The sequence below is a fragment of the Mycobacterium sp. genome (genome assembly GCF_035623875.1).
In the GTDB taxonomy this organism is placed as follows: Bacteria; Actinomycetota; Actinomycetes; order Mycobacteriales; family Mycobacteriaceae; genus Mycobacterium.
In genome coordinates, this window is sequence record NZ_DASPSP010000053.1 from 1 (window position 1) to 20,732 (window position 20,732).

Genomic DNA, 20,732 nt, shown 5'->3' on the forward strand with positions numbered 1-20,732 from the left:
GCCGTTGAACAGTGCCGCGTCATAGGACTCGCTGGCGCGGGCGAAGGTGGTCCGGTACGCCGTCGCCGCGTCCGTGTCGTCGAGGAGCACGGCCATCTGCTCTGCGGCGCGCAGCGCGGCCAGCCATAGGGTGCCGGTGAACGGGTTGTGCCCGGTGAGGTCGATGTCGTGGGTGCTGGGCTGGACGCCGCTGAGCATCCCGGTGCCGTCGATGTTCCAGGTCCGGTCGACGTGGTGCAGCAGGCGGGTGAGGTTGGGCCAGTACCGGCGCAGCCAGTCGATACCTGCGCCCCCGCGATATTCGCGGTAGGTCTTCAGGACGGTGCCGAGCATGCCGTCCAGCGCCGGCTGCTCGGGGCCGCCGATCGGCTGTCCCCACAGCTGCGGCAGGTAGGTCGGTGCGATCACCCGGTGCGGTATGTACCCCGCCGGGGCCTGCATGATCTCGAACTCGGTCTCGCGCATGCTCCGTTCCAGCTCGGGGAAAGCCGCCGCGAGCGCCTGCGCGTAGTTCCAGACGTGCGTGCAGTTGAGCGGACAGGAACCGCCGTAGGACCCCGACCACATCACCGTGGAGGCGCCCAGCACCCCCTCGAAGGCGAAGAAGCGACCGTCCGCGGCGCGAAAGCAGGTGGGGCTCCGCACGGTGGCGAGCTGCGCGGCGAGGTGGCTGACGGCGGCGTCGTCAAGGCCGGAGCGGGCCAGTGTGGAAGTCCATGCGCCGGTGGCTTCGCGCAGCGCGGGCCATTCCCGGCGCACCCGCTCGAACACGTCCTGGGCGTCGGCGTAGCGGGTGGCGTAGTGGTTGCCCAGCCAGAACCGGGAGCGCCCCCACTCCGGCCGGTCCGGCCCGAACTGCTCGAAGTTGACGTACCGGTTGGGGAAATACCAGGTCAGCGCAACCCGCAGGAGCCGCGCCTCGCCGGGCTCCAGCAGGAACGGAACGCCGAGGCCGGCGTTAAAGGTGCTGCCCTCCGGGCTGGCGCCGCTCGTCGATTGCGGGGCATGCCGCTGCGGGTCAGCGATGCCCGCCGCCATGGCCAGCCGCGGCGCGCCGCTGGACAGCGCCCGCGAACGCAGGAAGGCGACGAACTCATCCGTGTGCCGCCACCGGGTCAGCGCGGCCGCCCGCGGGTCGTCGGCGGCCAGCACCATCTGCCCGGCGCCCGGGGCGTCGTCGGGCACGGCGGCGTTCTCAAGCACCACGCATGTCCAGCCGTCGCCGCGCAGTAGCCGGTTGGTGTTGCCGCCATACCCGGGCGCATGAACGCCGTCGATCGGGGTGATGCCGTCCCAGCCCACGGCGTTCTGCACGGTGGCGCCAAGGGTTCCGTGCAGCGGGTGGTTGTCGGTGTTGACCAGCCGGAACGTGAACAGCGCAGCCGGGATGGAGCTGGCGTCGACATCCAGCGGGACCAGCGGGTTGAACGCCTCCAGCGTGACGTCCAGCGGTAGGGCGGGGTCGAGGTAGCGCACCCGGGCGATCGGGTAGGTGCCGGAGAAGGTCGTGCGGGCCACCCCCGGATACCGGCTCAGCAATTCGCGTTGCCACTCCGGCACCACATCATCGCTGACCAGCGGGGTGCTCGTCGAGTCCCGCGGCGACGCCTGCAGGATGCGCAGCTCGTCCAGCGGCGGCTCCCACCGGCTGACCCGCAACGCCAAGAACGATCCGGGTAGCGCGCCGGCGTGGTTCCCGATGTTGTGCAGCTGCCACTGCCGCAGACCGCCGTCGGCGCAGATGGCGAGGTTACCGGTGCCGATGCCGCCCAGCGGCATGGCCAGGTGGCCGAATTCGGCCCCGTCAAACTCGGCCACGCGCAGGTCGTCCGGCCAGGTCACGTCGGCGGGCCCATCGGCTCCCCACCCACCTCGAGATCGTCGGCGGTGGGCAGCGGTGGGCGCGGCGCCGACGGACGGTCCAGGTAGAAGACCGCGGTGGAGGCGATGTCGTCATGCAGCGGCCGGTAGCGGCGCCCCGACATCCAACCGAGGGCCTGGATGTCCACGCGTAGGTCGGCGCGGAAGTGGATTGGGTCGGGGACATGCCAGCGGTACATGCCGAACCGCTGTTGGCTGCGATACAGCCCATCCGGGCGAATGACCTGATGCAGCCCGAGAAACGGTGTCGAGTAGGTGGTGTAACCCTGCCCGGGCACGTCGAAGTTCCAGGCGCCGCCGAAGTAGTCCTCGGTGCCGGTGCCGCAGATCGTAGGGAACTCCTGGTCGCCGTCGATGTAGAACTTGACCTCGCCCTCGCCCCACCAGCCGGGATGGTTGGCGCCCCAGGCGAGATAGGTGCCGACGTATTTCCCCGTGCCGTGCACGCGATCAAGGATCGGGTGCAGCGTGCCTGCGGCGAGCGGGTTGCTGCGGTGGAACTGGCAGTGCAGGTAACCGGTATCGGCTATATCGGTTTTGACGTCCACATCGATCTCGTAGCTGATCTGGTAATAGACGGTGGCGCTCTGCGGCGCGCGGTTCTCCAATGTCAGCCGGGCATGCCGGGGTACCGGCATCGGCCAGTAGCTGTTGAAGCCGCCGTGCGGATTGACCGCGATCGGCAGGGAGGACAGCTGCGCGAATTCGCACCAGCCCTGGCCGAAGAAGTCGCCGACTGGTACTTCTATCGCGGGCTGGTCTGCGCCGTCCCAATAGGCGCGCAGGATGAGGGTGCGCCAATTGCTGTGGTGGGTGGTCAGCCAGAGATGCGTGATGAGTGCTGGCCCGTCGATGCTCGCCAGATCGAACGTGGTGTGTCCGCCGATCTCGACGCTGGGAGAGATTTTCCAGCCCGTGCCGAGGTCTGCCGCGCAGGCCGCGCCGGTGCCGTCCAAGGCTCGGGCGCCGCCGCCCTTCGTCCCGTCGAAGTTTTCCGGGCTGACCGAGCGGGACTGGGCGCTGCTCAATCGGGCCAGCGAACGGAGGTCGGTCACAAGTCTCGGCGGGCTAGCGGTCGTGTGCCATCCCGTGGGTGGCACCGTGCTCGGGGTGGTCCGCCGGCTGATCGGGCGAGTCGCCCCGGATGTCGATCCGCCACCCGGTGAGCCGGGCCGCCAGTCGGGCGTTCTGTCCCTCCTTACCGATGGCCAGCGACAACTGGAAGTCGGGCACCACCACCCGAGCCGCCCGGGCGTTCTGGTCGATCACGGTCACCGAAACCACCTTGGCCGGTGATAACGCGTTGGCGACGAACCGGGCCGGGTCCTCGTCGTAGTCGATGATGTCGATCTTCTCCCCGGACAGCTCACTCATCACGTTGCGCACCCGCTGACCCATCGGGCCGATGCAGGCGCCCTTGGCGTTCAGGCCAGCAACCCGAGAAGCGACCGCGATCTTCGAACGATGGCCGGCTTCGCGTGCTACCGCGACAATCTCCACCGACCCGTCGGCGATCTCGGGGACTTCCAGTGAGAACAGTTTGCGCACCAAGTTCGGGTGGGTGCGGGACAGCGTGATCACTGGTTCGCGGGCACCGCGGCTGACGCCCACCACGTAGCAGCGCAATCGGTCGCCATGCGCATAGACCTCACCGGGAACCTGCTCGGCCGCCGGGATCACACCCTCAGACCCCTTGGTCTCGCTGCCCATTCGGACGACGACGAAACCCCGCGCGTTGGCCCGGCTATCACGTTGCACCACACCGGCGACGATCTCGCCCTCATGGGTGGAGAACTCGCCGAATGTGCGCTCGTTCTCCGCGTCGCGGAGCCGTTGCAGCATCACCTGCCGGGCGGTGGTAGCCGCGATCCGCCCGAAACCTTCCGGGGTGTCCTCCCACTCGCTGAGCACAACGCCGTCCTCGTCAAGCTCGCGGGCGAACACCTGGACCGCACCGGTTTTGCGGTCGATTTCGATGTGCGCGTCCGGCTGATGGCCCTCGGTGTGCCGGTACGCGCTGAGCACCGCGGCCTTGACGTCCTCGAGCAAATCGTCGAATGAAATTCCTCGTTCCACCACGATCGCGTGCAGAGCGGCCATGTCGATGTTCATGTTCTGCCCTCCATCTCTGCACTCCGATCGACAGCCGCCAGCTCCAGTTCACGTTTAGAAGGAGGCGAAAACTCAACCTGGACAACGGCTTTCACGATCTCATCGATCGGCACCGAACGCACCGTCCAGTCGCGGGCCCGATCGTCGCGGACCACCAGCGTCAGCGTGTTGTCGGCTATCTCGCCGACTCGACCGGTGACCTGTGTTCCGTCGGCCAGTGCCAGCTCGACCTTGCGGCCCTGGGCGCGGCGAAAGTGCTTCTCGCTGGTCAGCGGGCGGTCTACGCCAGGAGAGCTGACTTCCAACACGTACCGACCCGCAATGCTTTTGACAGCGTCCAACAACGTCGACGCCGAATGGGACAGTGCGGCGATGGTGTCCAGGTCGAGTGCGGTGTCGCCGTCGGCAATCACGGTTATCCGCGGCGGACGGGCCCGCGAATCGATGACGACATCTTCAATTTCGTAGCCCGCGCGCGCGAACTCGCCATCGAGTAGCTCGATCACCTGCGTCTGCGACGGTAGCCCGATGGCCACGGCGAGCTCCTCATCTTGAGTTGTCCGGTCAGGCGGCCCTCCGGTTCGCAGAAATTCGCGTTCCCGGTGAACCAGCCATCAACGATACGCCAGGAATCTGCTGTCAGCCGTGGTCGCGGCCAGGTCAGCCACCGTCATAGCCGGGGCGTTCAAGGCGCCGGCACAGCAATGGCAGGATGTTGCTGTGCCACGCAGGCTGCCCGATCTCAGACCGGTTTTCAGCAGGCGAAAGGTGCTGGCCGGTGGCGCGGCTCTGGCCGTGCTCGGGATGACCGGGTCCGCCTGTAGTTCGCCGCCCGCACCGCCGGCGGTCGACGAACTCGAATCGCAGTTGAAACTCGCCCGGCGCGACCACGAGCTGGCCACGGCGGCGGCCGCAGCTGCGGCCACGCCGGTCAGTGCAGCGTTGACGGAGGTCGCCTCCGAACGTGCTCAACACGCGCAGGCGCTGGCAACCGAGATCGCCCGCCTCGCCGTCAACCCGACGTCCACCTCCAGTGAGACCACAAGCCCGACAACGACCACGTCGGCCGCGGCTGCGCCGCCACCGTCACTATCCGGCGTGATCAATTCCCTGCGCGGGTCTGCGGCCAGCGCCAGTCACTTGGCGACCACGTCCTCGGGCTATCGGGCGGGCCTGCTGGGCTCTATCGCCGCTGCCTGCACGGCCTCGTACAGCGTTGCGTTGGCGTTCGGAGGACCGTCCTCATGACATCTGCTGAGCCGTCACCCGCCGACTCCGCGCTGTGCGCTGCCCTGACGACCGAACACGCGGTGATCTACGGCTACGGCATCGTGTCCGCCCACTGCCAACCCGACGTCAACACCCTGGTGTCGTTCGCGCTGAATCAGCATCGCCAACGTCGCGACCAGGTGATCGCCATGCTCGCCGGCCGCTCGGTCAGCGCTCCGGTGGCCGCCGCGGGCTACCAACTGCCGATGCCGGTCAACAACCCCACCGACGCGACGCGCCTGGCCGTGCTAATGGAGAAGGACACCGAGGTGGCCTGGCGCGCGGTCATCGAGCAGGCTCAGACGCCGGAGGACCGCAAGTTCGGCGTGACCGCGCTGACACAAAGCGCCGTGCTGGCCGCACGCTGGAACCAGGTATCGGGGGCCAACCCGATCACCACGGCGTTCCCCGGCGGCGACTAGTCGCCCGACGCCGCAACCGTGATGTCGGTGGCCAGCGAGGCCCCGACCGCAAGCTCACGGGTCTCGCCGCTGAACCGGTCGCGCAACTCGACGGTCCCGTCCGCCCAGCCGCGTCCCACCACGACGATCCAAGGCACACCGAGCAGTTCGGCGTCCTTGAACTTCACCCCGGGCGAGGCCTGCCGGTCGTCGAGCAGCACCTCGATGCCGAGCCGATCCAGATCGGCGGCCAGCGCGGTCGCCCCGCTACGCGCCTCGGCATCCTTGTTGGCGATCACCAGATGCACGTCGAACGGCGCAATCGCGGACGGCCAACGCAGCCCCAGCTCGTCGTGGTGCTGCTCGGCGATGACCGCCACCAGCCGCGACACCCCGAGGCCGTAGGAACCCATGGTCAGCCGCACGGGCTTGCCGTCTTCGCCGAGCACGTCCACGGCAAAGGCGTCGGTGTACTTGCGGCCGAGCTGGAAGATGTGACCGACCTCGATGCCGCGGGCGGAGACCAGCGGCCCGGCGCCGTCGGGTGACGGGTCGCCGTCGCGCACCTCGGCGGCCTCGATGGTGCCGTCGGCGGTGAAGTCGCGGCCGGCGACCAGCCCGACGACATGTTGCCCGAGTTTGTCGGCGCCGGTGATCCAGCTGGTGCCGTCGACAACCCTGGGGTCGACGAGGTAGCGAACATCGTTGTCGCGCAACGCCTTCGGTCCGATGTAGCCCTTCACCAGGAACGGATACTTGGCGAAGTCGGCGTCGTCGAGTAACGCGTAGTCGGCCGGTTCCAGCGCCACGCCCAGCCTCTTGTCGTCGACCTCGCGGTCGCCAGGTAGCCCGATACCCAGCAGCTCCCAGTCGCCGCCCGGCTGGCGCACCCTGAGTAGGACGTTCTTCAGCGTGTCGGCCGCGGTGACGTCGCGGCCCAGATCGGCCTGGTTCGCCCAACCCACCAAGGTGGCGATCGTCGGGGTGTCGCCGGTGTCGTAGACCACCGCCTCCGGCAGCCCGTCGATGGGCCGCGCCTCCGGGCGGGCGGTGACGACCGCCTCGACGTTGGCCGCGTACCCGGACTCCAGGCAGCGCACGAAGGTGTCCTCCCCGACGGGGCTCTCCGCCAGGAACTCCTCGGAGGCCGAGCCGCCCATCGCGCCGGATACCGCGGACACGATGACGTAGCTCACCTGCAGCCGGTCGAGAATCCGTTGATACGCCTCGCGGTGTGCGTGGTAGGCGGCCTTGAGCCCGGCGTCGTCGACGTCGAAGGAGTAGGAATCCTTCATCACGAACTCGCGTACCCGCAGGATGCCGGCCCGGGGCCGCGCCTCGTCCCGATACTTGACCTGGATCTGGTAGAGCACCAGCGGAAAGTCCTTGTAGGAGCTGTACTCCCCCTTCACCGTCAGGGTGAAGACTTCTTCGTGGGTTGGGGCGAGCAGATAGTCGTTGCCGCGGCGGTCTTGTACCCGAAAAATACTGTCGCCGTACTCAGTCCACCGGTTTGTCGTCTCGTAGGGCGCCCGCGGCAGCAACGCCGGGAACAGGATCTCCTGCCCGCCGATGGCGTTCATCTCTTCGCGTACGACTCGTTCGATGTTGCGCAGCACCCGCAGGCCGAGCGGCAGCCAGCTGTACAGCCCGGGCGCGACCGGTCGGACGTAGCCGGCGCGGATCAACAGCTTGTGGCTGGGCACTTCGGCGTCGGCGGGGTCGTCGCGCAGCGTGCGGACGAACAGCTCGGACATCCGGGTGATCACAGCGCGCAAGCCTAACGGCAGGTCTTGTCTGTCCGCCAAACAGCAGCCACGGCTGCGATCAGCAGCGAATCCGGAGCTAAAGCTCCCCGGCGTCGATCGCGTCCTTGACTTCCTGCGCGTGAGCCACCTGCGCGGCGCTGTACCCGATGAGCAGCGATACGCCGCCGACAATGATGGCCAAGCCGGCCACCCACAGCAGGCCGTAGGTGTCGCCGTGGTCGAGCGCATGCAGCTGAGCGGCGTTCATGTTCTTCACCGGTCCGTTGGTGCCGCCCAGATAAAGCGTGCGCGAGGTGATGACGGCCTGGATCACAGCCAGCACTACCGGCCCGCCCAGGTTTTGCAGCATCAGCGAGATCGCCGATGTCGGCCCGATGCGATCGAAACCGACGCCGGCGATCGCCGACAGCGCCAGCGGAACAATGATCATGCCGATGCCGATGCCACCGACGACCAGGGGCATCACCAGGTTGGGGAAGTACGGTATGCCGGCGTTGATCGTTGAGCCGTAAAGCATCGCCCCGACCACCAGCGTGCCGCCGGCGATCACCACGACTCGCGGCGGGAACCACGACACCAGTTGCGAGGACGCGCCAAGGCCGATGCCCATCGCGATGGCGAACGGGATGAAGCAGACACCGGCGTGCAATGCGCTGTAGCCCATGATGTCCTGCACGTAGAGACCGATCAGCACGGTCAGGGTGAACATCACCCCACCGGCCATGAAGATCGCGGCAAAGGTGGCCAGCCGGTTGCGGTCGAAGAACAAGTCGAACGGCACGACGGGGTTCTCTGCGGTGCGCTCGACGATGGCGAACGCCACGAAAGCTACTAGCGCCACCACACCGGAGCCGATGGTGGTAACCGATATCCAGCCCTTCTCGGGCCCGATGGAGAAGGCGAACACCGCGGCCGTACACACCAAAGTTGCCAACACGGCTCCGGTCGCGTCCAGCTTCATCCGTTCCCGGTGGGTTTCCCGCAGCGTCGTGCGGGAGAGATAGATCATCAGCAGCCCGATCGGCACGTTGACCAAAAATGCCAACCGCCAGGACAGTTCGGTGAGTGCACCGCCGACCACCAAGCCCATCACCGAGCCGACGCCGGTCATCGCGCCGAACACCGCCATCGCCGCGTTGCGCGATGGCCCCTTCGGAAACGTGGTAGCCACCAGCGCCAAGCCGGTCGGTGAGGCGATCGCGGCCCCGATGCCCTGCAACAGCCGGGCGGTGACCAGGGTGAAGTCGTCCCATGCGATACCGCACAGGGCGGAGGCGATCGTGAACAGCGCGACGCCGACGATGAAGGTGCGCTTCCGGCCGATAGTGTCACCCAGCCGACCGCCGAGCAGCATCAGTCCGCCGAAGGTCAGCACGTAGGCGGTGATCACCCAGCTCCGGCCGGCGTCGGACAGACCGAGCTCGTTCTGGATCTTGGGAAGCGCGACGATCGCGATGGTGCCGTCCATCGTCGCCATCAACTGCATCCCGCCGATGGCGATGACGGCGGCGATGAAGCGCCGCGATAGCAGCCACGTCGGATAAGACCTGCTGGTGCGGCTCACGGCGGTCTTGGCTGAGTGCACTGGGGGCATATGAACTACTCGCTTCGAGGGTTCAGACGTCCATTCGTGGACAGCCCGCTCTGCGTCGTTGAGAGCCGTCATAAGAACTTACCCTACAGTAATCTTAGGAATCTTTTAAGCGCCGAATGCCGCTACCGTACCGATCACGATGATCGCGGGGGGCCGAATTCCCTCCGAACGGATCCTTTCCGGTACGTCCGCGAGGGTGGCCCGCAACGTGTGTTCGGCGACCGTCGTTCCGTGTTGGACCACTAGCACCGGCGTATCCGCAGGTCGGCCGCCTTTCAGCAGCGCTTCGGTGAAAAGCTCGATGCGCTCTACCGCCATCAGCAATACGATCGTGCCCGACAACGCCGCTAACGCGTCCCAATTCACTAACGATTCGGGGTGTCCCGGCGGAAGGTGGCCGCTGACCACCACAAACTCGTGATTCAGGCCGCGGTGAGTGACCGGGACACCCGCCGACGCGGGTACCGCTATGGCACTCGTCACACCCGGCACCACCGTCACCGGAATGCCGGCCTCGACGCACGCCAGAAGTTCCTCGTATCCGCGGGCGAACACGAAAGGGTCGCCCCCCTTGAGTCGCACCACAAACCGTCCGGCGCGGGCCCGCTCGATCATCACCGCGTTGATGGCGTCCTGAGCCATCGCGCGCCCGTAGGGAATCTTGGCGGCATCGATCACCTCGACGTGCGGGGGCAACTCGGCGAGGAGCTCCGGCGGCGCCAGCCGGTCGGCGACGACGACGTCAGCCTGGGCAAGCAGCCGGCGGCCGCGGACGGTGATCAGTTCCGGATCTCCGGGTCCGCCGCCGACCAGCGCCACCCCGCCGCGCACGACGTCGGCGCTCGCGAAGTTTTCCAGGGTGAGGACCCCCTGCTGCAGTGCCTCGCGGATCGCCGAGCGGATCGCCGCGGAGCGACGGTGCTCGCCGCCGGCCAGGACTCCTACCGACAGCCCCGCGTAGTCGAACGACGCCGGGGTCACTGCGCTGCCCTCGACCGCGATATCTGCGCGGACGCAAAAGATTCGGCGCCGGTCGGCCTCGGCAACCACCGCCGAGTTCACTTGCGCGTCATCGGTGGCCGCGATCGCATACCAAGCACCCGCCAGGTCGCCGTCGCGATACTCGCGCAGCGACAAGGTAATTCGGCTCGCCATTGCTGTGGCCTCGACCGCGGGAGTGGCCGTTCGGGTGATGACGTGCACGTCCGCGCCGCTGGCGATGAGTAACGGAAGCCGGCGCTGCGCAACGTTCCCGCCACCGACCACGACAACCTTCTTGCCGGTCAGCCGCAAGCCGACCAGGTAAGGGTTCTCCGGCGTCGTCACCCGGCGAGTCTAGACTTCCTTGCGGCGTGAGCCACGAAGCGTGCCACCGCCTCGGAGGTCGCCGCCGGATGAGTGTGTAGATACGACGCATTCACTCCGCCGTGCACCGCGCCGTCGCGCACCGCATCGGTGTGTTGGCCCTGATACATCCACGCCGGCTGGTAGGTGTCGGTGAATGTGACTGCGGTACGGTGGAATTCGTGTCCAACAACCCGCTGGCCCGCGCGGTACAGCGACGAATCGGCGACCGCGACGGCGTCGCGATAGCCCACGGTGAGGCGCTCGGTGAAGCGTGCCGATCCGGCCAGCACACCGCACATCGGATGCCCGTCGAGCTCGGAAACCAAGTACAGCAGCCCGGCGCACTCGGCGTGAATCGGCGCACCGTCGGCCGCCAGCGTGTTGATCTGGCGGCGGGCGATGTCGTTGCCGGACAGTTCGGCGGCGAACTGCTCGGGGAATCCGCCGGGCAGCAACACCGCGTCGGCGCCGTCGGGTAGCGGGTCGACGAGCGGGTCGAACTCCTTCACGTCGGCGCCGCACGTCCGCACCAGCTCGGCATGTTCGGGATAGCCGAAACTGAACGCCTTTCCGCCGGCCAACGCCACGGTGACGTGCTCGGTGACGGGTTCGGCCACCATCGCCAACGGGTCCCATGCCGGATCGGTCACCCGGCTTTCGGCCAGCCTGACCACCGCGCCGAGATCGACGTGCCGGGCGATCAGCGTCGTCATCGCTTCGACCGCATCGCGGGCCCGCCGGTTGTATTCAACGGCGGTGACCAGACCCAGATACCTTGACGGCACTTCTATTTCGTCGCGGCGCGGAATCGCGCCCAGCACTGGGACACCGGCCAGTTCGCATGCCTGCCGCAACACCTGCTCGTGTCGCGGCGACCCAACCCGGTTGAGCACGACGCCGGCAACGCGGGTCGCGGTGTCGAATGTCGAAAACCCCTGCAGCAGTGCGGCGATGCTATGGCTTTGGCCGCGAGCATCGACCACCAGGATGACCGGAACGCCGAGCAGCGAGGCGACGTGCGCGGAGGACCCGGACGCCGGTATCCGCGCGCCGGAGTCGATGCGGCCGTCGAAAAGACCCATCACCCCTTCGATCACGGCGACATCGGCGCCGGCGACGCCGTGCGCGTACAGCGGCCCGATCAGCTGCTCCCCCACCAGAACCGGATCCAGGTTGCGGCCGACGCGCCCGGCCGCCAGCGTGTGATACCCCGGGTCGATGAAGTCTGGGCCGACCTTGAAAGGAGCCACCGCATGGCCCGCCTGCCGCAGCGCGCCGATCAAACCCGTTGCCAACGTGGTCTTTCCACTGCCCGACGCGGGCGCGGCAACCATGACAGCGGGAACCGTCACCACTCGATGCCCTTCTGGCCTTTGCGGCCGGCATCCATCGGGTGCTTGACTTTCGTCATCTCGGTCACCAGATCGGCGACTTCGACCAAACGCGGCGGGGCGTCGCGACCGGTGATCACCACATGTTGGCTGCCCGGGCGGGCGAGCAGCGTGTCCACCACCTCGTCGACGTCGATCCAGCCCCACTTCAGTGGATAGGTGAACTCGTCGAGCAGGTAGAAGTCGTGCTGCCCCGCAGCCAGCCGGCGGGCGATCTCGGCCCAGCCGTCCGCGGCTGCGGCGGCGTGGTCGTCGTCGCTGCCGGTCTTACGCGACGTAGGTATCCAAGACCAGCCGGCGCCCATCTTGTGCCATTCCACCGGCCCGCCCAGCCCGTGCTCGTCGTGCAGCCGTCCGAGCTGGTGAAAAACCGCCTCCTCGCCAACTTTCCACTTGGCACTCTTGACGAATTGGAAGACCGCGACGTTCAAACCGGCGTTCCATGCTCGCAGCGCCATTCCGAACGCGGCCGTCGATTTTCCTTTGCCCGCGCCGGTGTGCACTGCCAGCACCGGCAGGTTGCGTCTGGCTCGGGTGGTCAGCCCGTCCTCGGGAACAGAAAGCGGACGACCTTGTGGCATAAGCGCTCACCCCTCGGCGGTTCAAGCCGCGCTGCGCACGGCCCGGGTCAGATAGTCGGCGCGCAGCTGCTCCAGCCGCACCGACGGCGCGCCCAGTTGCGCCGCCAGCTGCTGCGCCAAGCCAAGTCGCACATAAGACGTTTCACAGTCGACGACCACCGCGGCCGCGCCTTCGGCGACCAGTAACGCCGCCGCTGATCGGCTGCGGCCCAACGGGTCTCGCCCCACATTGGCCCGGCCGTCGGTGAGCACCACCACCAGCGGGCGGCGTGCCCGATCGCGGACCTTTTCCCGGACCACCAGTTCGCGTGCGGCGAGCAGACCTTCCGCCAGCGGAGTTTGGCCCCCAGTATCGAAGCGCGACAATCGTCGCCCGGCGATGTGCGCCGACGTCGTCGGCGGCAGCAGCAGCCGCGCTTCCTGCGCACGGAAGGTGATCACCGCGACCTTGTCGCGCCGCTGATAGGCGTCACGCAACAACGACAACGTAGCGCCGCTGACCGCGGCCATCCGGTCTCGGGCCGCCATCGATCCGGAGGCGTCGACGACGAAGATGACCAGGTTGCCTTCCCGGCCCTCGCGTACCGCACGGCGGACGTCGTCGGGCTGCAGCCGCAGTCGACCGGCTCCCTCGGCATGCTCGGCGGCGGCCAACACGGTGCCGAACAAGTGCAGGCCATGCCCGTTCATGTCAGAGTCAGTGGCGGCCACCGCACTGCCGGACGCATTGCGGGCCCGCGAGCGACGGCCGGGCGCACCGGCTCCCACGCCGGGCACTGTCAGCGCGCGGGTACGAAAAGTCGCGGATGGCGCCGCGCTGAGCTTGGACGTTTGTGGACGCGACGAATGCATCTGTGGCTCAGCGTCGTTCATGCTTTGGCCGCCACCGGGCGGCTCGGGATCAGGCTCGGGATCGTCGGGTGAGCCGCTCGCGTCCGCGTCCGCTAGTGCCGCGTCGAGTTGGTCTGGGTCGATTCCGGGATCGTCGAACGGGTCACGACGGCGCCGGTGCGGCAGCGCCAACTCGGCGGCCACCCGGATATCCTGCTCGCTCACCGTGTCACAGCCACGCCACGCGGCATGGGCGACCGCCGTCCGGGCGACTACCAGATCAGCGCGCATCCCATCGACGTCGAACGCGGCGCACAGCGCTGCGATACGCCGTAACTCATCGTCCGGCAACACCACTTGGTCGACAAGCTGGCGTGCGGAGGCGATCCGGCGGGCCAGCTCCGCGTCGTCGGCGGCGTAGCGCTGCGCGAAAGCATCCGGGTCGGCCTCGTAGTCCATCCGCTGCCGAATGACCTGTGCCCGAACGTCGATGTCCCGCGACGCGTGCACGTCGACGGTGAGCCCGAACCGGTCCAGCAGCTGCGGGCGCAACTCGCCTTCTTCCGGATTCATCGTGCCGATCAGCACAAATCGAGCCTCGTGCGAATGCGAAATGCCATCGCGCTCAACATGCACCCGCCCCATTGCGGCCGCATCCAGCAGCAGGTCGACCAGGTGGTCGTGCAGCAGATTCACCTCGTCGACGTAGAGCACACCGCCGTGGGCACGGGCCAGCAACCCTGGTGAGAACGCGTGCTCGCCGTCGCGCAGCACCCGCTGCAGATCCAGTGAGCCGATCACCCGGTCCTCGGTGGCACCGATCGGCAGCTCGACCAGACGAGCATCGGCGCCGGACGGATCGCTTGTTGCGGAGAGCAGCGCGGCCAGGCCACGCACAGCCGTCGACTTGGCGGTGCCCTTCTCGCCGCGGATGAGCACCCCGCCGATCTCCGGGCGCACCGCACACAGAATCAGCGCCAGCCGCAGCAGGTCGTGGCCGACGATCGCGCTGAACGGATAGGTTTTCACGGCTGCCCCACCGGACCTGCGCCGTGCCCGCCCGGCCCGTTCGCCGACGATGCAGGCCGTGGAACGGCCTGAGGTGGGGGCACCTCCCGCTCGCGGGGGCGAGGCGGGCTACCGGGCTTGAGCATCGGCACGTGCGGAACGCCGTCGTCGACGAAATCGTCGCCGTCACGAACGAATCCGTGTTGGGCGTACATGTCCGTCAGATAGATCTGCGCGTCGATCCGGCAAGGATAGTCGCCCACCTCGGCCAGCGCGGCGCGCAACAGCCGGGTGGTATGACCCTGGCCGCGCGCGCTGCGTTCGGTGCACAGCCGCCCGAGCCGAAATGCCTTCTGCCCACCGGCGTGCTCCTCCATCAGTCGCAGCGTGCAGATCACCTCGCCGTCGGAAGCCTCCAGCCAGAAATGCCGGGTTTCGGCGAGCAGGTCGCGTCCGTCCAACTCGGGATACGGGCGGGCCTGTTCCACCACGAAGACCTCCACCCGCAGCTTGAGCAGCGCGTAAAGCGTTGGCACGTCGAGGTCTTTCGCCCATGCCCGGCGTAACGCCGCGGTCATGACTCGCCCGCCGAGTGCAGCCCCAGCACTTTGGTGCCCCATGACCACACCTCCTCGAACAGCGCCGGCTCATCGGAGAGGGTGGCTCCCAACGACGGCACCATGTCTTTCAGGGTAGGCAGCCACGCCTGATATCGGTCGGGAAAGCAGCGCTGCAGCACGTCGAGCATCGCCGACACCGCGGTCGAGGCCCCCGGCGACGCTCCGAGCAGTCCGGCGATGCTGCCGTCTGCGGCGCCGAGCACCGTCGTGTCGAATTCCAGCACCCCGCCCTTGCGCTTGGTCGGCCGGATCACCTGTACCCGCTGACCGGCCGTCGTCAGCTCCCAGTCGGAACCCACAGCGGTGGGCACGAATTCGCGCAGCGCGCCGACGCGGGCGGGCTGCGACAGCCGTACCTGGCCGATCAGGTAGTTGACCAGTTTCAGCTGAGTGACGCCGACGCCGATCATGGTCGCCACGTTGCCCGGCCTGACGGACCGCGGCAGATCGGTGATATGGCCGTGCTTCAGGAATTTCGGCGACCACCCGGCGAACGGCCCGAACAGCAGCCATGGCTTGCCGTTGACGATCCGCGCGTCCAGATGTGCCGCCGTCATCGCCGGCGCGCCGACCGCGGGTAAGCCATAGACCTTGGCGCGGTGCGCAGCGGTGATCGCGGGATTGCCACTGCGCAGGAACTTTCCGGTGATCGGAAAGCCGCCAAACCCCTTGGCTTCCTCGATGCCGGACTTCTGCAACAGCCGCAGCGCCTGTCCGCCGGCACCGACGAAGACGAATTTGGCGCTCAGCTTTCGGTTTTCACCGGTGCGGCGGTTGTGCACTGTCAATCTCCAGCTGCCATCGCGCTGGCGGGACACATTGCGGACCTCGTGACCGAACAACGCGGTTGTGCCGTTGCGCACGGCGTAGCCGATGAGCTGTCGACTCAGAGCGCCGAAGTCGACGTCGGTGCCATCGGCAGCCCAATCGAGCGCAATGGGTTTGGTGGGGTCGGAAAAGTCGCGCTTGGCGGCCATCAACGGCAGCCGGCGGGCGAATTCGTCGGAGTTGTCGATCCATTCGGTGCGGGCGAACAGCGGATTCCCGGCCAGCGCCTGCCGGCGGCGGCGTAGATAGTCGACGCGATCTGCGCCCTGCACAAAGCTGACATGCGGAACCAGGTTGAGGAAGCCGCGCACGTCGGCCAGCATGCCGTTGCATGCCGCGTACGCCCAGAACTGGCGGGTGACCTGAAATTGCTCGTTGACCCGCACCGCTTTGCTGACATCGATCGAGCCGTCCGGCTGCTGTGGTGTGTAAAACAGCTCGCACAGCCCGGAATGCCCGGTGCCCGCGTTATTCCAGGCATCGCTGCTCTCGGCGCCGGCGGCGTCGAGCCGCTCGACCAGGGTGATCGACCAGTCGGGTTCCAGCCGTCGCAACAGCGCACCCAGGGTGGCGCTCATGATCCCGGCCCCGACCAGCACGACGTCGGCTTTCCCTGCGACCTGCGGGTCTGACGGGCCTGACAAGGGGCTTTTGTCCTTTGCAATCGAGCGGCTGTGCCGCTGCCCAGGCTATCGCTGACCAGCGCGCTAGACCCGGCGGGACCTCGCACGCTTTAAGCTGACTTGCGTGACTGGCTGGCAGCCCGACGTCCTTCCCGGCTACTGGCAGCTCACCATCCCGCTGGGTGACGATCCCGACGGCGAGGGTGATGTCGTCGCGACGCTGCTGCGTCGTGGCGACGCAGCGACGGCCACCGATGCCGTCCTGGCCGTGCACGGATACACCGACTACTTCTTCCACGCCCCGCTGGGCGATCATTTCGCCGGTCGCGGCTTCGCCTTCTATGCACTCGACCTGCACAAATGCGGGCGATCGTGGCGGACCGGCCAAACCCCGCACTTCACCACTGACCTGGCCCGCTACGACGCCGAGCTGGACCGGGCGCTCGCGGTCATCGGCGAGCAGACCGGTTCGGCGCGCGTGCTGGTGTACGGCCACTCCGCCGGCGGGTTGATCGTGTCGCTGTGGCTGGACCGGTTGCGACAACGTGGCGTGACGGCGCGCGCCGGCGTCGCGGGGCTGGTGCTCAACAGCCCATTTCTGGATGTGCCCGGTCCGGGCGTGCTGCGCTGGCCGCCGACGTCGGGGCTGATCGCCGCGATCGCGCGAGCCGGCGATAAACGAGTCGCCCGCCCGTCGAACGACGGTGTCGATGGTTACGGCGCCAGCCTGCACCGGGACTACCACGGCGAGTTCGACTACAACCTGCAGTGGAAACCGCTGGCCGGCTTCCCCATCACCTTCGGCTGGCTACGCGCCGTCCGACGCGGCCAGGCGCGGCTGCATCGCGGGCTCGACGTCGGCGTGCGCAACCTGATCCTGCGCTCAGATCACAGCGTGTCGGAGACCAAAGGGACCACAGACCCCGTCGCCCTGCAATGCGGCGACGCGGTTCTCGACGTGGCACATATCGCCCGGTGGGCCGGCTGCATCGGCAACCGCAGCACCATCGTTCCGGTGGTCGACGCCAAGCACGACGTGTTCCTGTCGATGCCGCAGCCGCGGCAGGTGGCCTACCAACAATTGGACACCTGGCTGGATGACTACCTCGGTGCGGCCTCTAACGTCACACCCCGGAACAGTTGAGGGGTCGCCGGATGGAAGCTTACGACCTCGCGATCATCGGAACCGGTTCGGGCAATAGCATTCTCGACGAGCGTTACGCGCGCAAACGCGTGGCGATCTGCGAACAGGGAACATTCGGCGGAACCTGCCTCAACGTTGGGTGCATCCCCACCAAGATGTTCGTATACGCCGCCGAGGTCGCCGAAACGGTCCGCACCGCCGCCCGCTACGGCGTCGACGCGCACATCGACCGGGTGCGTTGGGACGACATCGTCTCGCGCGTCTTCGGGCGCATCGACCCGATCGCGATCAGCGGCGAAGACTACCGACGGGCCTCCCCCAACGTCGACGTCTACGGCCAGCACACCCGGTTTGGGCCTGTCCAGTCCGACGGCCGCTACCTGCTGCGCACCGACGGCGGCGACGAGTTCACCGCCGAGCAGGTGGTCATCGCCGCGGGAGCGCGACCGGTGATCCCATCGGCCATCCTCGAGTGCGGGGTCCACTACTACACCAGCGACACCATCATGCGGATACCAGAGTTGCCTCGGCACCTGGTCATCGTTGGGGGCGGTTTCGTGGCAGCCGAATTCGCGCACATCTTCTCCGCGCTGGGTGTCCGGATCACCTTGGTGATCCGCGGCGGCGCACTGCTGCGGCACCTCGACGACACGCTGTGCGAACGGTTCACCCACATCGCGTCGACCAAATGGGAACTGCGCACCCGCCGCAATGTCGTCGGCTCGCATCAGGACGGCTCCACCATCGTGCTGGAACTCGACGACGGTTCGACGCTGAGCACGGACGCCGTGCTGGTGGCCACCGGCCGGGTGCCGAACGGCGATCTGCTGGACGCCGAGCAGGCCGGCATCGAAGTCGACGATAGCCGGATCGTCGTCGACGAATACCAAAGAACTTCGGCGCGTGGCGTTTTCGCGCTCGGCGATGTGTCGTCGCCGTATGAGCTCAAGCACGTGGCCAACCACGAGGCGCGCGTCGTGCAACAGAATCTGCTGTGCGACTGGGACGACACCGACGCGATGATCGTCACCGACCACCGCTTCGTTCCCGCCGCGGTGTTCACCGATCCGCAGATCGCCGCCGTCGGGTTGACCGAGAATGAAGCTTTCGCGAAGGGTTTCGACGTGTCATGCACGGTCAAGGACTACGGGGGCGTCGCTTATGGCTGGGCGATGGAGGACACCACCGGCATCGTCAAGCTCGTCGGCGACCGCGGGACAGGGCGACTGCTCGGCGCACACATCATGGGACACCAGGCCTCGTCGATCATCCAGCCACTGATCCAGGCAATGAGCTTCGGGCTCCCTACCCGGCAGATGGCTCGCGGTCAGTACTGGATTCACCCGGCGCTGCCGGAGGTCGTCGAGAACGCGCTACTTGACCTGTCCTGACGAGCCGTCCTGCTGGCATTGCGGGCACAGCCCGTGCAAGGTGAGGCCGGCGCGTTCGGAGAGTGTGAACGAACTGCCCGTCATCGCATGTTCGAGTGCGGACGCCAGTTGGCCGGCCGGTACTTCGATGATCGAACCGCATCGTGTGCACACCGCGTGATGGTGCGGGTCGGCGGCCAAGCCATACGTGGTGACCCCGCCCTCGAGGGTCAGCGCGTGCAGTACACCCTGGTCGACCAGCGTGGTCACCGTGCGGTAGATCGTCGCCAAGTCCGGTGGCTGGTCTTCGGCGGGTAGGCACTCGCGTAGCCGCTGATCGATTTCGGCGACCGACAGATGACCGTGGATCGGCTCGAGCACCGCCAGGACCGCGATCCGCGATGCCATCCTCCGCAGCCCATGGGCCCGCAGCAGCTCGCCGATCCGCTCGATGACGGCCGGATCCAATGCCGAGGGCTTAGCCACCCGTCCAGTATCGCGCAGGATGCGCGACATGGCTGCCAGACTGTCAGTCGTGCCCGGTTTGTCGCGCGGCGACCCGCTGCGCCCGGCTTCGTCGCGCGGCGACCCGCTGCGAGGTTCGATCTGCGACGTGCTGCCCGCCGCGGCTGCGCTGCTTTCGGTGTCCGGGGCGACCGACGCGCTGGGAGTGACTGAGTGGGTCGGCGACGTGCGCCGCGTCGCGGTCGTGCTCGTCGACGGGATGGGCTGGCATCTGCTCCCGAAACTGGCCGCCGATGCACCGCTGCTGGCGTCGGTGCTGGCCGGTGACGCTGGACGGCTGGACGAACTCGCCTGCACCTTCCCGTCCACCACACCGACCAACCTGGCGTCATTGACTACTGGAGTCGCACCGGGCGAGCACGGGATCCTGGGCTTTACCGTCAAGCTTCCCGACACTGACCGGGTGCTCAACCACATCTTTTGGCGTGACGATCCCCCGGCGGCCCAATGGCAGCCCGTCCCAACGTGGTTCGAACGGCTGCAGCAAGCCGGGGTCGACGCCCGGGCCGTGCTGCCTGCGGCTTTCCTCGGCAGCGGCCTCACCGAGGCGGCGTACCGGGGCGCCCAACTCCACGCCGCCAACAGCGACGACGACTACGCGCGACTGGTGTCCGACCAGTTGCGTGCGGCGCCCGGAGTGCTCTACGCGTACACCGCCGAACTCGACACCGCGGCACACCTGTTCGGCATCGCTTCACCCGAGTGGCACGCTGCGGCCGGCCGGGTCGATGCACTGCTGACCCGACTGGTCGAGACGTTGCCGTCGGACGCCGCGCTGCTGGTCACCGCCGACCACGGCGGTCTGAACGTGCCGGCGCATGAGCGGATCGACCTCGACGCCGACCCGCGGCTGCAGGCGGGCGTGGGCGCGGTCGCCGGCGATCCACGAGTGCGCTATCTGCACACCGAGCCGGGCGCGGCACCCGACGTGATCGCCGCCTGGCGCGAGCTGCTGAACGGGCGGGCCGAGGTGGCCAGCCGCGACAACGCCGTCGCAGCCGGGCTGTTCGGATGGGTGCGTCCCGAGCACCTGTCCCGCATCGGCGATGTCGTCGTCAGCTGCATCGGTGATACGGCGGTGCTGGCCACCGGTCATGAACCGCCGGAAGTGGCTCAACTCGTCGGCTTTCATGGCGCGGCCACCCCGGTCGAGATGGCGATCCCGCTGATCACCTTCCGGGGTTGACCGGTTCCGTGGTGTTCCACATGCGACAAACTTGCAGAATTCCTGCGAATCGTCTGCATGACGTTTACATGTAGTTTACGTTCGTTGGCGGCCGGGATTTCTTTTCAGAAAGGACGCGACATGGCCGCTGACCCGCTCAGCAGGCAATGGTTGTCGTGGTCTCGACTTCGGGCCGCCTTGACCCCCGACGAGTGGCTGCGCCTGGCATCGATGTTCGCGGTGATCATCGCGCTGCACGTAATCGGTTGGGGC

Annotated in this window: 17 protein-coding genes and 1 pseudogene; 5 read left to right on the forward strand and 13 right to left on the reverse strand. The window is 67.5% G+C overall.

Translation table 11 applies throughout. The annotated features are described in order from the left end of the window. From VEI45_RS04520 to rimP, 4 genes are all read right to left on the reverse strand, one after another. On the reverse strand, positions 1–1,818 hold a 1,818-nt coding region (locus VEI45_RS04520), incomplete at its 3' end, for a GH116 family glycosyl-hydrolase (RefSeq protein WP_324850536.1). Between the two features lie 20 nt (positions 1,819–1,838). Then, positions 1,839–2,936 (reverse strand): glycoside hydrolase family 172 protein, encoded by a 1,098-nt coding sequence (locus VEI45_RS04525; protein WP_324850538.1) that lies wholly within the window; start codon positions 2,934–2,936, stop codon positions 1,839–1,841. A 13-nt stretch (positions 2,937–2,949) separates the two neighbouring features. Beyond that, positions 2,950–3,993 carry a transcription termination factor NusA gene (gene nusA, locus VEI45_RS04530; RefSeq protein WP_324850540.1) on the reverse strand — a complete coding sequence of 348 codons (1,044 nt, stop codon included), beginning with the start codon at positions 3,991–3,993 and terminating at the stop codon, positions 2,950–2,952. Next, a complete protein-coding gene (gene rimP / locus VEI45_RS04535; protein WP_324850542.1) occupies positions 3,990–4,529 on the reverse strand; it encodes a ribosome maturation factor RimP in 540 nt (179 codons plus the stop codon). Before rimP ends, nusA begins: the two co-directional genes overlap by 4 nt. A gap of 268 nt (positions 4,530–4,797) precedes the next feature. On the opposite strand from rimP, the gene VEI45_RS04540 reads away from it, so the two are divergent. After that, positions 4,798–5,241, forward strand: coding sequence for a hypothetical protein (locus VEI45_RS04540; protein ID WP_324850565.1), 444 nt, complete (start codon positions 4,798–4,800; stop codon positions 5,239–5,241). Continuing rightward, positions 5,238–5,684, forward strand: a complete 447-nt coding sequence (locus VEI45_RS04545; protein ID WP_324850544.1) for a ferritin-like domain-containing protein — start codon at positions 5,238–5,240, stop codon at positions 5,682–5,684. Before VEI45_RS04540 ends, VEI45_RS04545 begins: the two co-directional genes overlap by 4 nt. Here VEI45_RS04545 and VEI45_RS04550 read toward each other — a convergent pair. From VEI45_RS04550 to mqo, 8 genes and pseudogenes are all read right to left on the reverse strand, one after another. Next, complete coding sequence (locus VEI45_RS04550; RefSeq protein WP_324850546.1) at positions 5,681–7,432, reverse strand: proline--tRNA ligase; 1,752 nt, start codon at positions 7,430–7,432, stop codon at positions 5,681–5,683. The genes VEI45_RS04545 and VEI45_RS04550 overlap by 4 nt on opposite strands. A gap of 76 nt (positions 7,433–7,508) precedes the next feature. Next, positions 7,509–9,098, reverse strand: a complete 1,590-nt coding sequence (locus VEI45_RS04555; RefSeq protein ID WP_324850548.1) for an MFS transporter — start codon at positions 9,096–9,098, stop codon at positions 7,509–7,511. 33 nt (positions 9,099–9,131) lie between these two features. Then, positions 9,132–10,352 (reverse strand): uroporphyrinogen-III C-methyltransferase, encoded by a 1,221-nt coding sequence (gene cobA, locus VEI45_RS04560; protein ID WP_324850549.1) that lies wholly within the window; start codon positions 10,350–10,352, stop codon positions 9,132–9,134. Beyond that, positions 10,349–11,725 carry a cobyrinate a,c-diamide synthase gene (locus VEI45_RS04565; RefSeq protein ID WP_324850551.1) on the reverse strand — a complete coding sequence of 459 codons (1,377 nt, stop codon included), beginning with the start codon at positions 11,723–11,725 and terminating at the stop codon, positions 10,349–10,351. Before VEI45_RS04565 ends, cobA begins: the two co-directional genes overlap by 4 nt. Next, positions 11,722–12,345, reverse strand: a complete 624-nt coding sequence (cobO, locus tag VEI45_RS04570; RefSeq protein WP_324850553.1) for a cob(I)yrinic acid a,c-diamide adenosyltransferase — start codon at positions 12,343–12,345, stop codon at positions 11,722–11,724. The genes VEI45_RS04565 and cobO overlap by 4 nt, the downstream gene beginning before the upstream one ends. Positions 12,346–12,366: 21 nt before the next feature. Then, positions 12,367–14,205, reverse strand: coding sequence for a magnesium chelatase subunit D family protein (locus tag VEI45_RS04575; RefSeq protein WP_324850555.1), 1,839 nt, complete (start codon positions 14,203–14,205; stop codon positions 12,367–12,369). A gap of 107 nt (positions 14,206–14,312) precedes the next feature. Next, positions 14,313–14,762, reverse strand: a pseudogene (locus VEI45_RS04580) (GNAT family N-acetyltransferase); the annotation flags it as partial. Continuing rightward, on the reverse strand, positions 14,759–16,276 hold the full coding sequence (gene mqo, locus VEI45_RS04585; RefSeq protein ID WP_324850557.1) for a malate dehydrogenase (quinone): 1,518 nt from the start codon (positions 16,274–16,276) through the stop codon (positions 14,759–14,761). The gene mqo and the pseudogene VEI45_RS04580, both read right to left, overlap by 4 nt. Before the next feature lie 103 nt (positions 16,277–16,379). Here mqo and VEI45_RS04590 point away from each other — a divergent pair, with 103 nt between their 5' ends. Both VEI45_RS04590 and mtr read left to right on the forward strand, forming a co-directional pair. Next, positions 16,380–17,399, forward strand: coding sequence for an alpha/beta hydrolase (locus tag VEI45_RS04590; protein WP_324850559.1), 1,020 nt, complete (start codon positions 16,380–16,382; stop codon positions 17,397–17,399). A gap of 11 nt (positions 17,400–17,410) precedes the next feature. Beyond that, a complete protein-coding gene (gene mtr, locus VEI45_RS04595; RefSeq protein ID WP_324850561.1) occupies positions 17,411–18,790 on the forward strand; it encodes a mycothione reductase in 1,380 nt (459 codons plus the stop codon). On the opposite strand, the gene VEI45_RS04600 is transcribed toward mtr, so the two are convergent. After that, positions 18,773–19,285 carry a Fur family transcriptional regulator gene (locus tag VEI45_RS04600; protein WP_324850563.1) on the reverse strand — a complete coding sequence of 171 codons (513 nt, stop codon included), beginning with the start codon at positions 19,283–19,285 and terminating at the stop codon, positions 18,773–18,775. The two genes, mtr and VEI45_RS04600, sit on opposite strands and share 18 nt — an antisense overlap. A 76-nt stretch (positions 19,286–19,361) precedes the next feature. Between VEI45_RS04600 and VEI45_RS04605 the strand changes: the two genes are divergently transcribed. Beyond that, positions 19,362–20,480: an alkaline phosphatase family protein gene (locus VEI45_RS04605; RefSeq protein WP_324850567.1), complete on the forward strand. Its 1,119-nt coding sequence runs from the start codon at positions 19,362–19,364 to the stop codon at positions 20,478–20,480. Positions 20,481–20,732 lie beyond the last annotated feature (252 nt).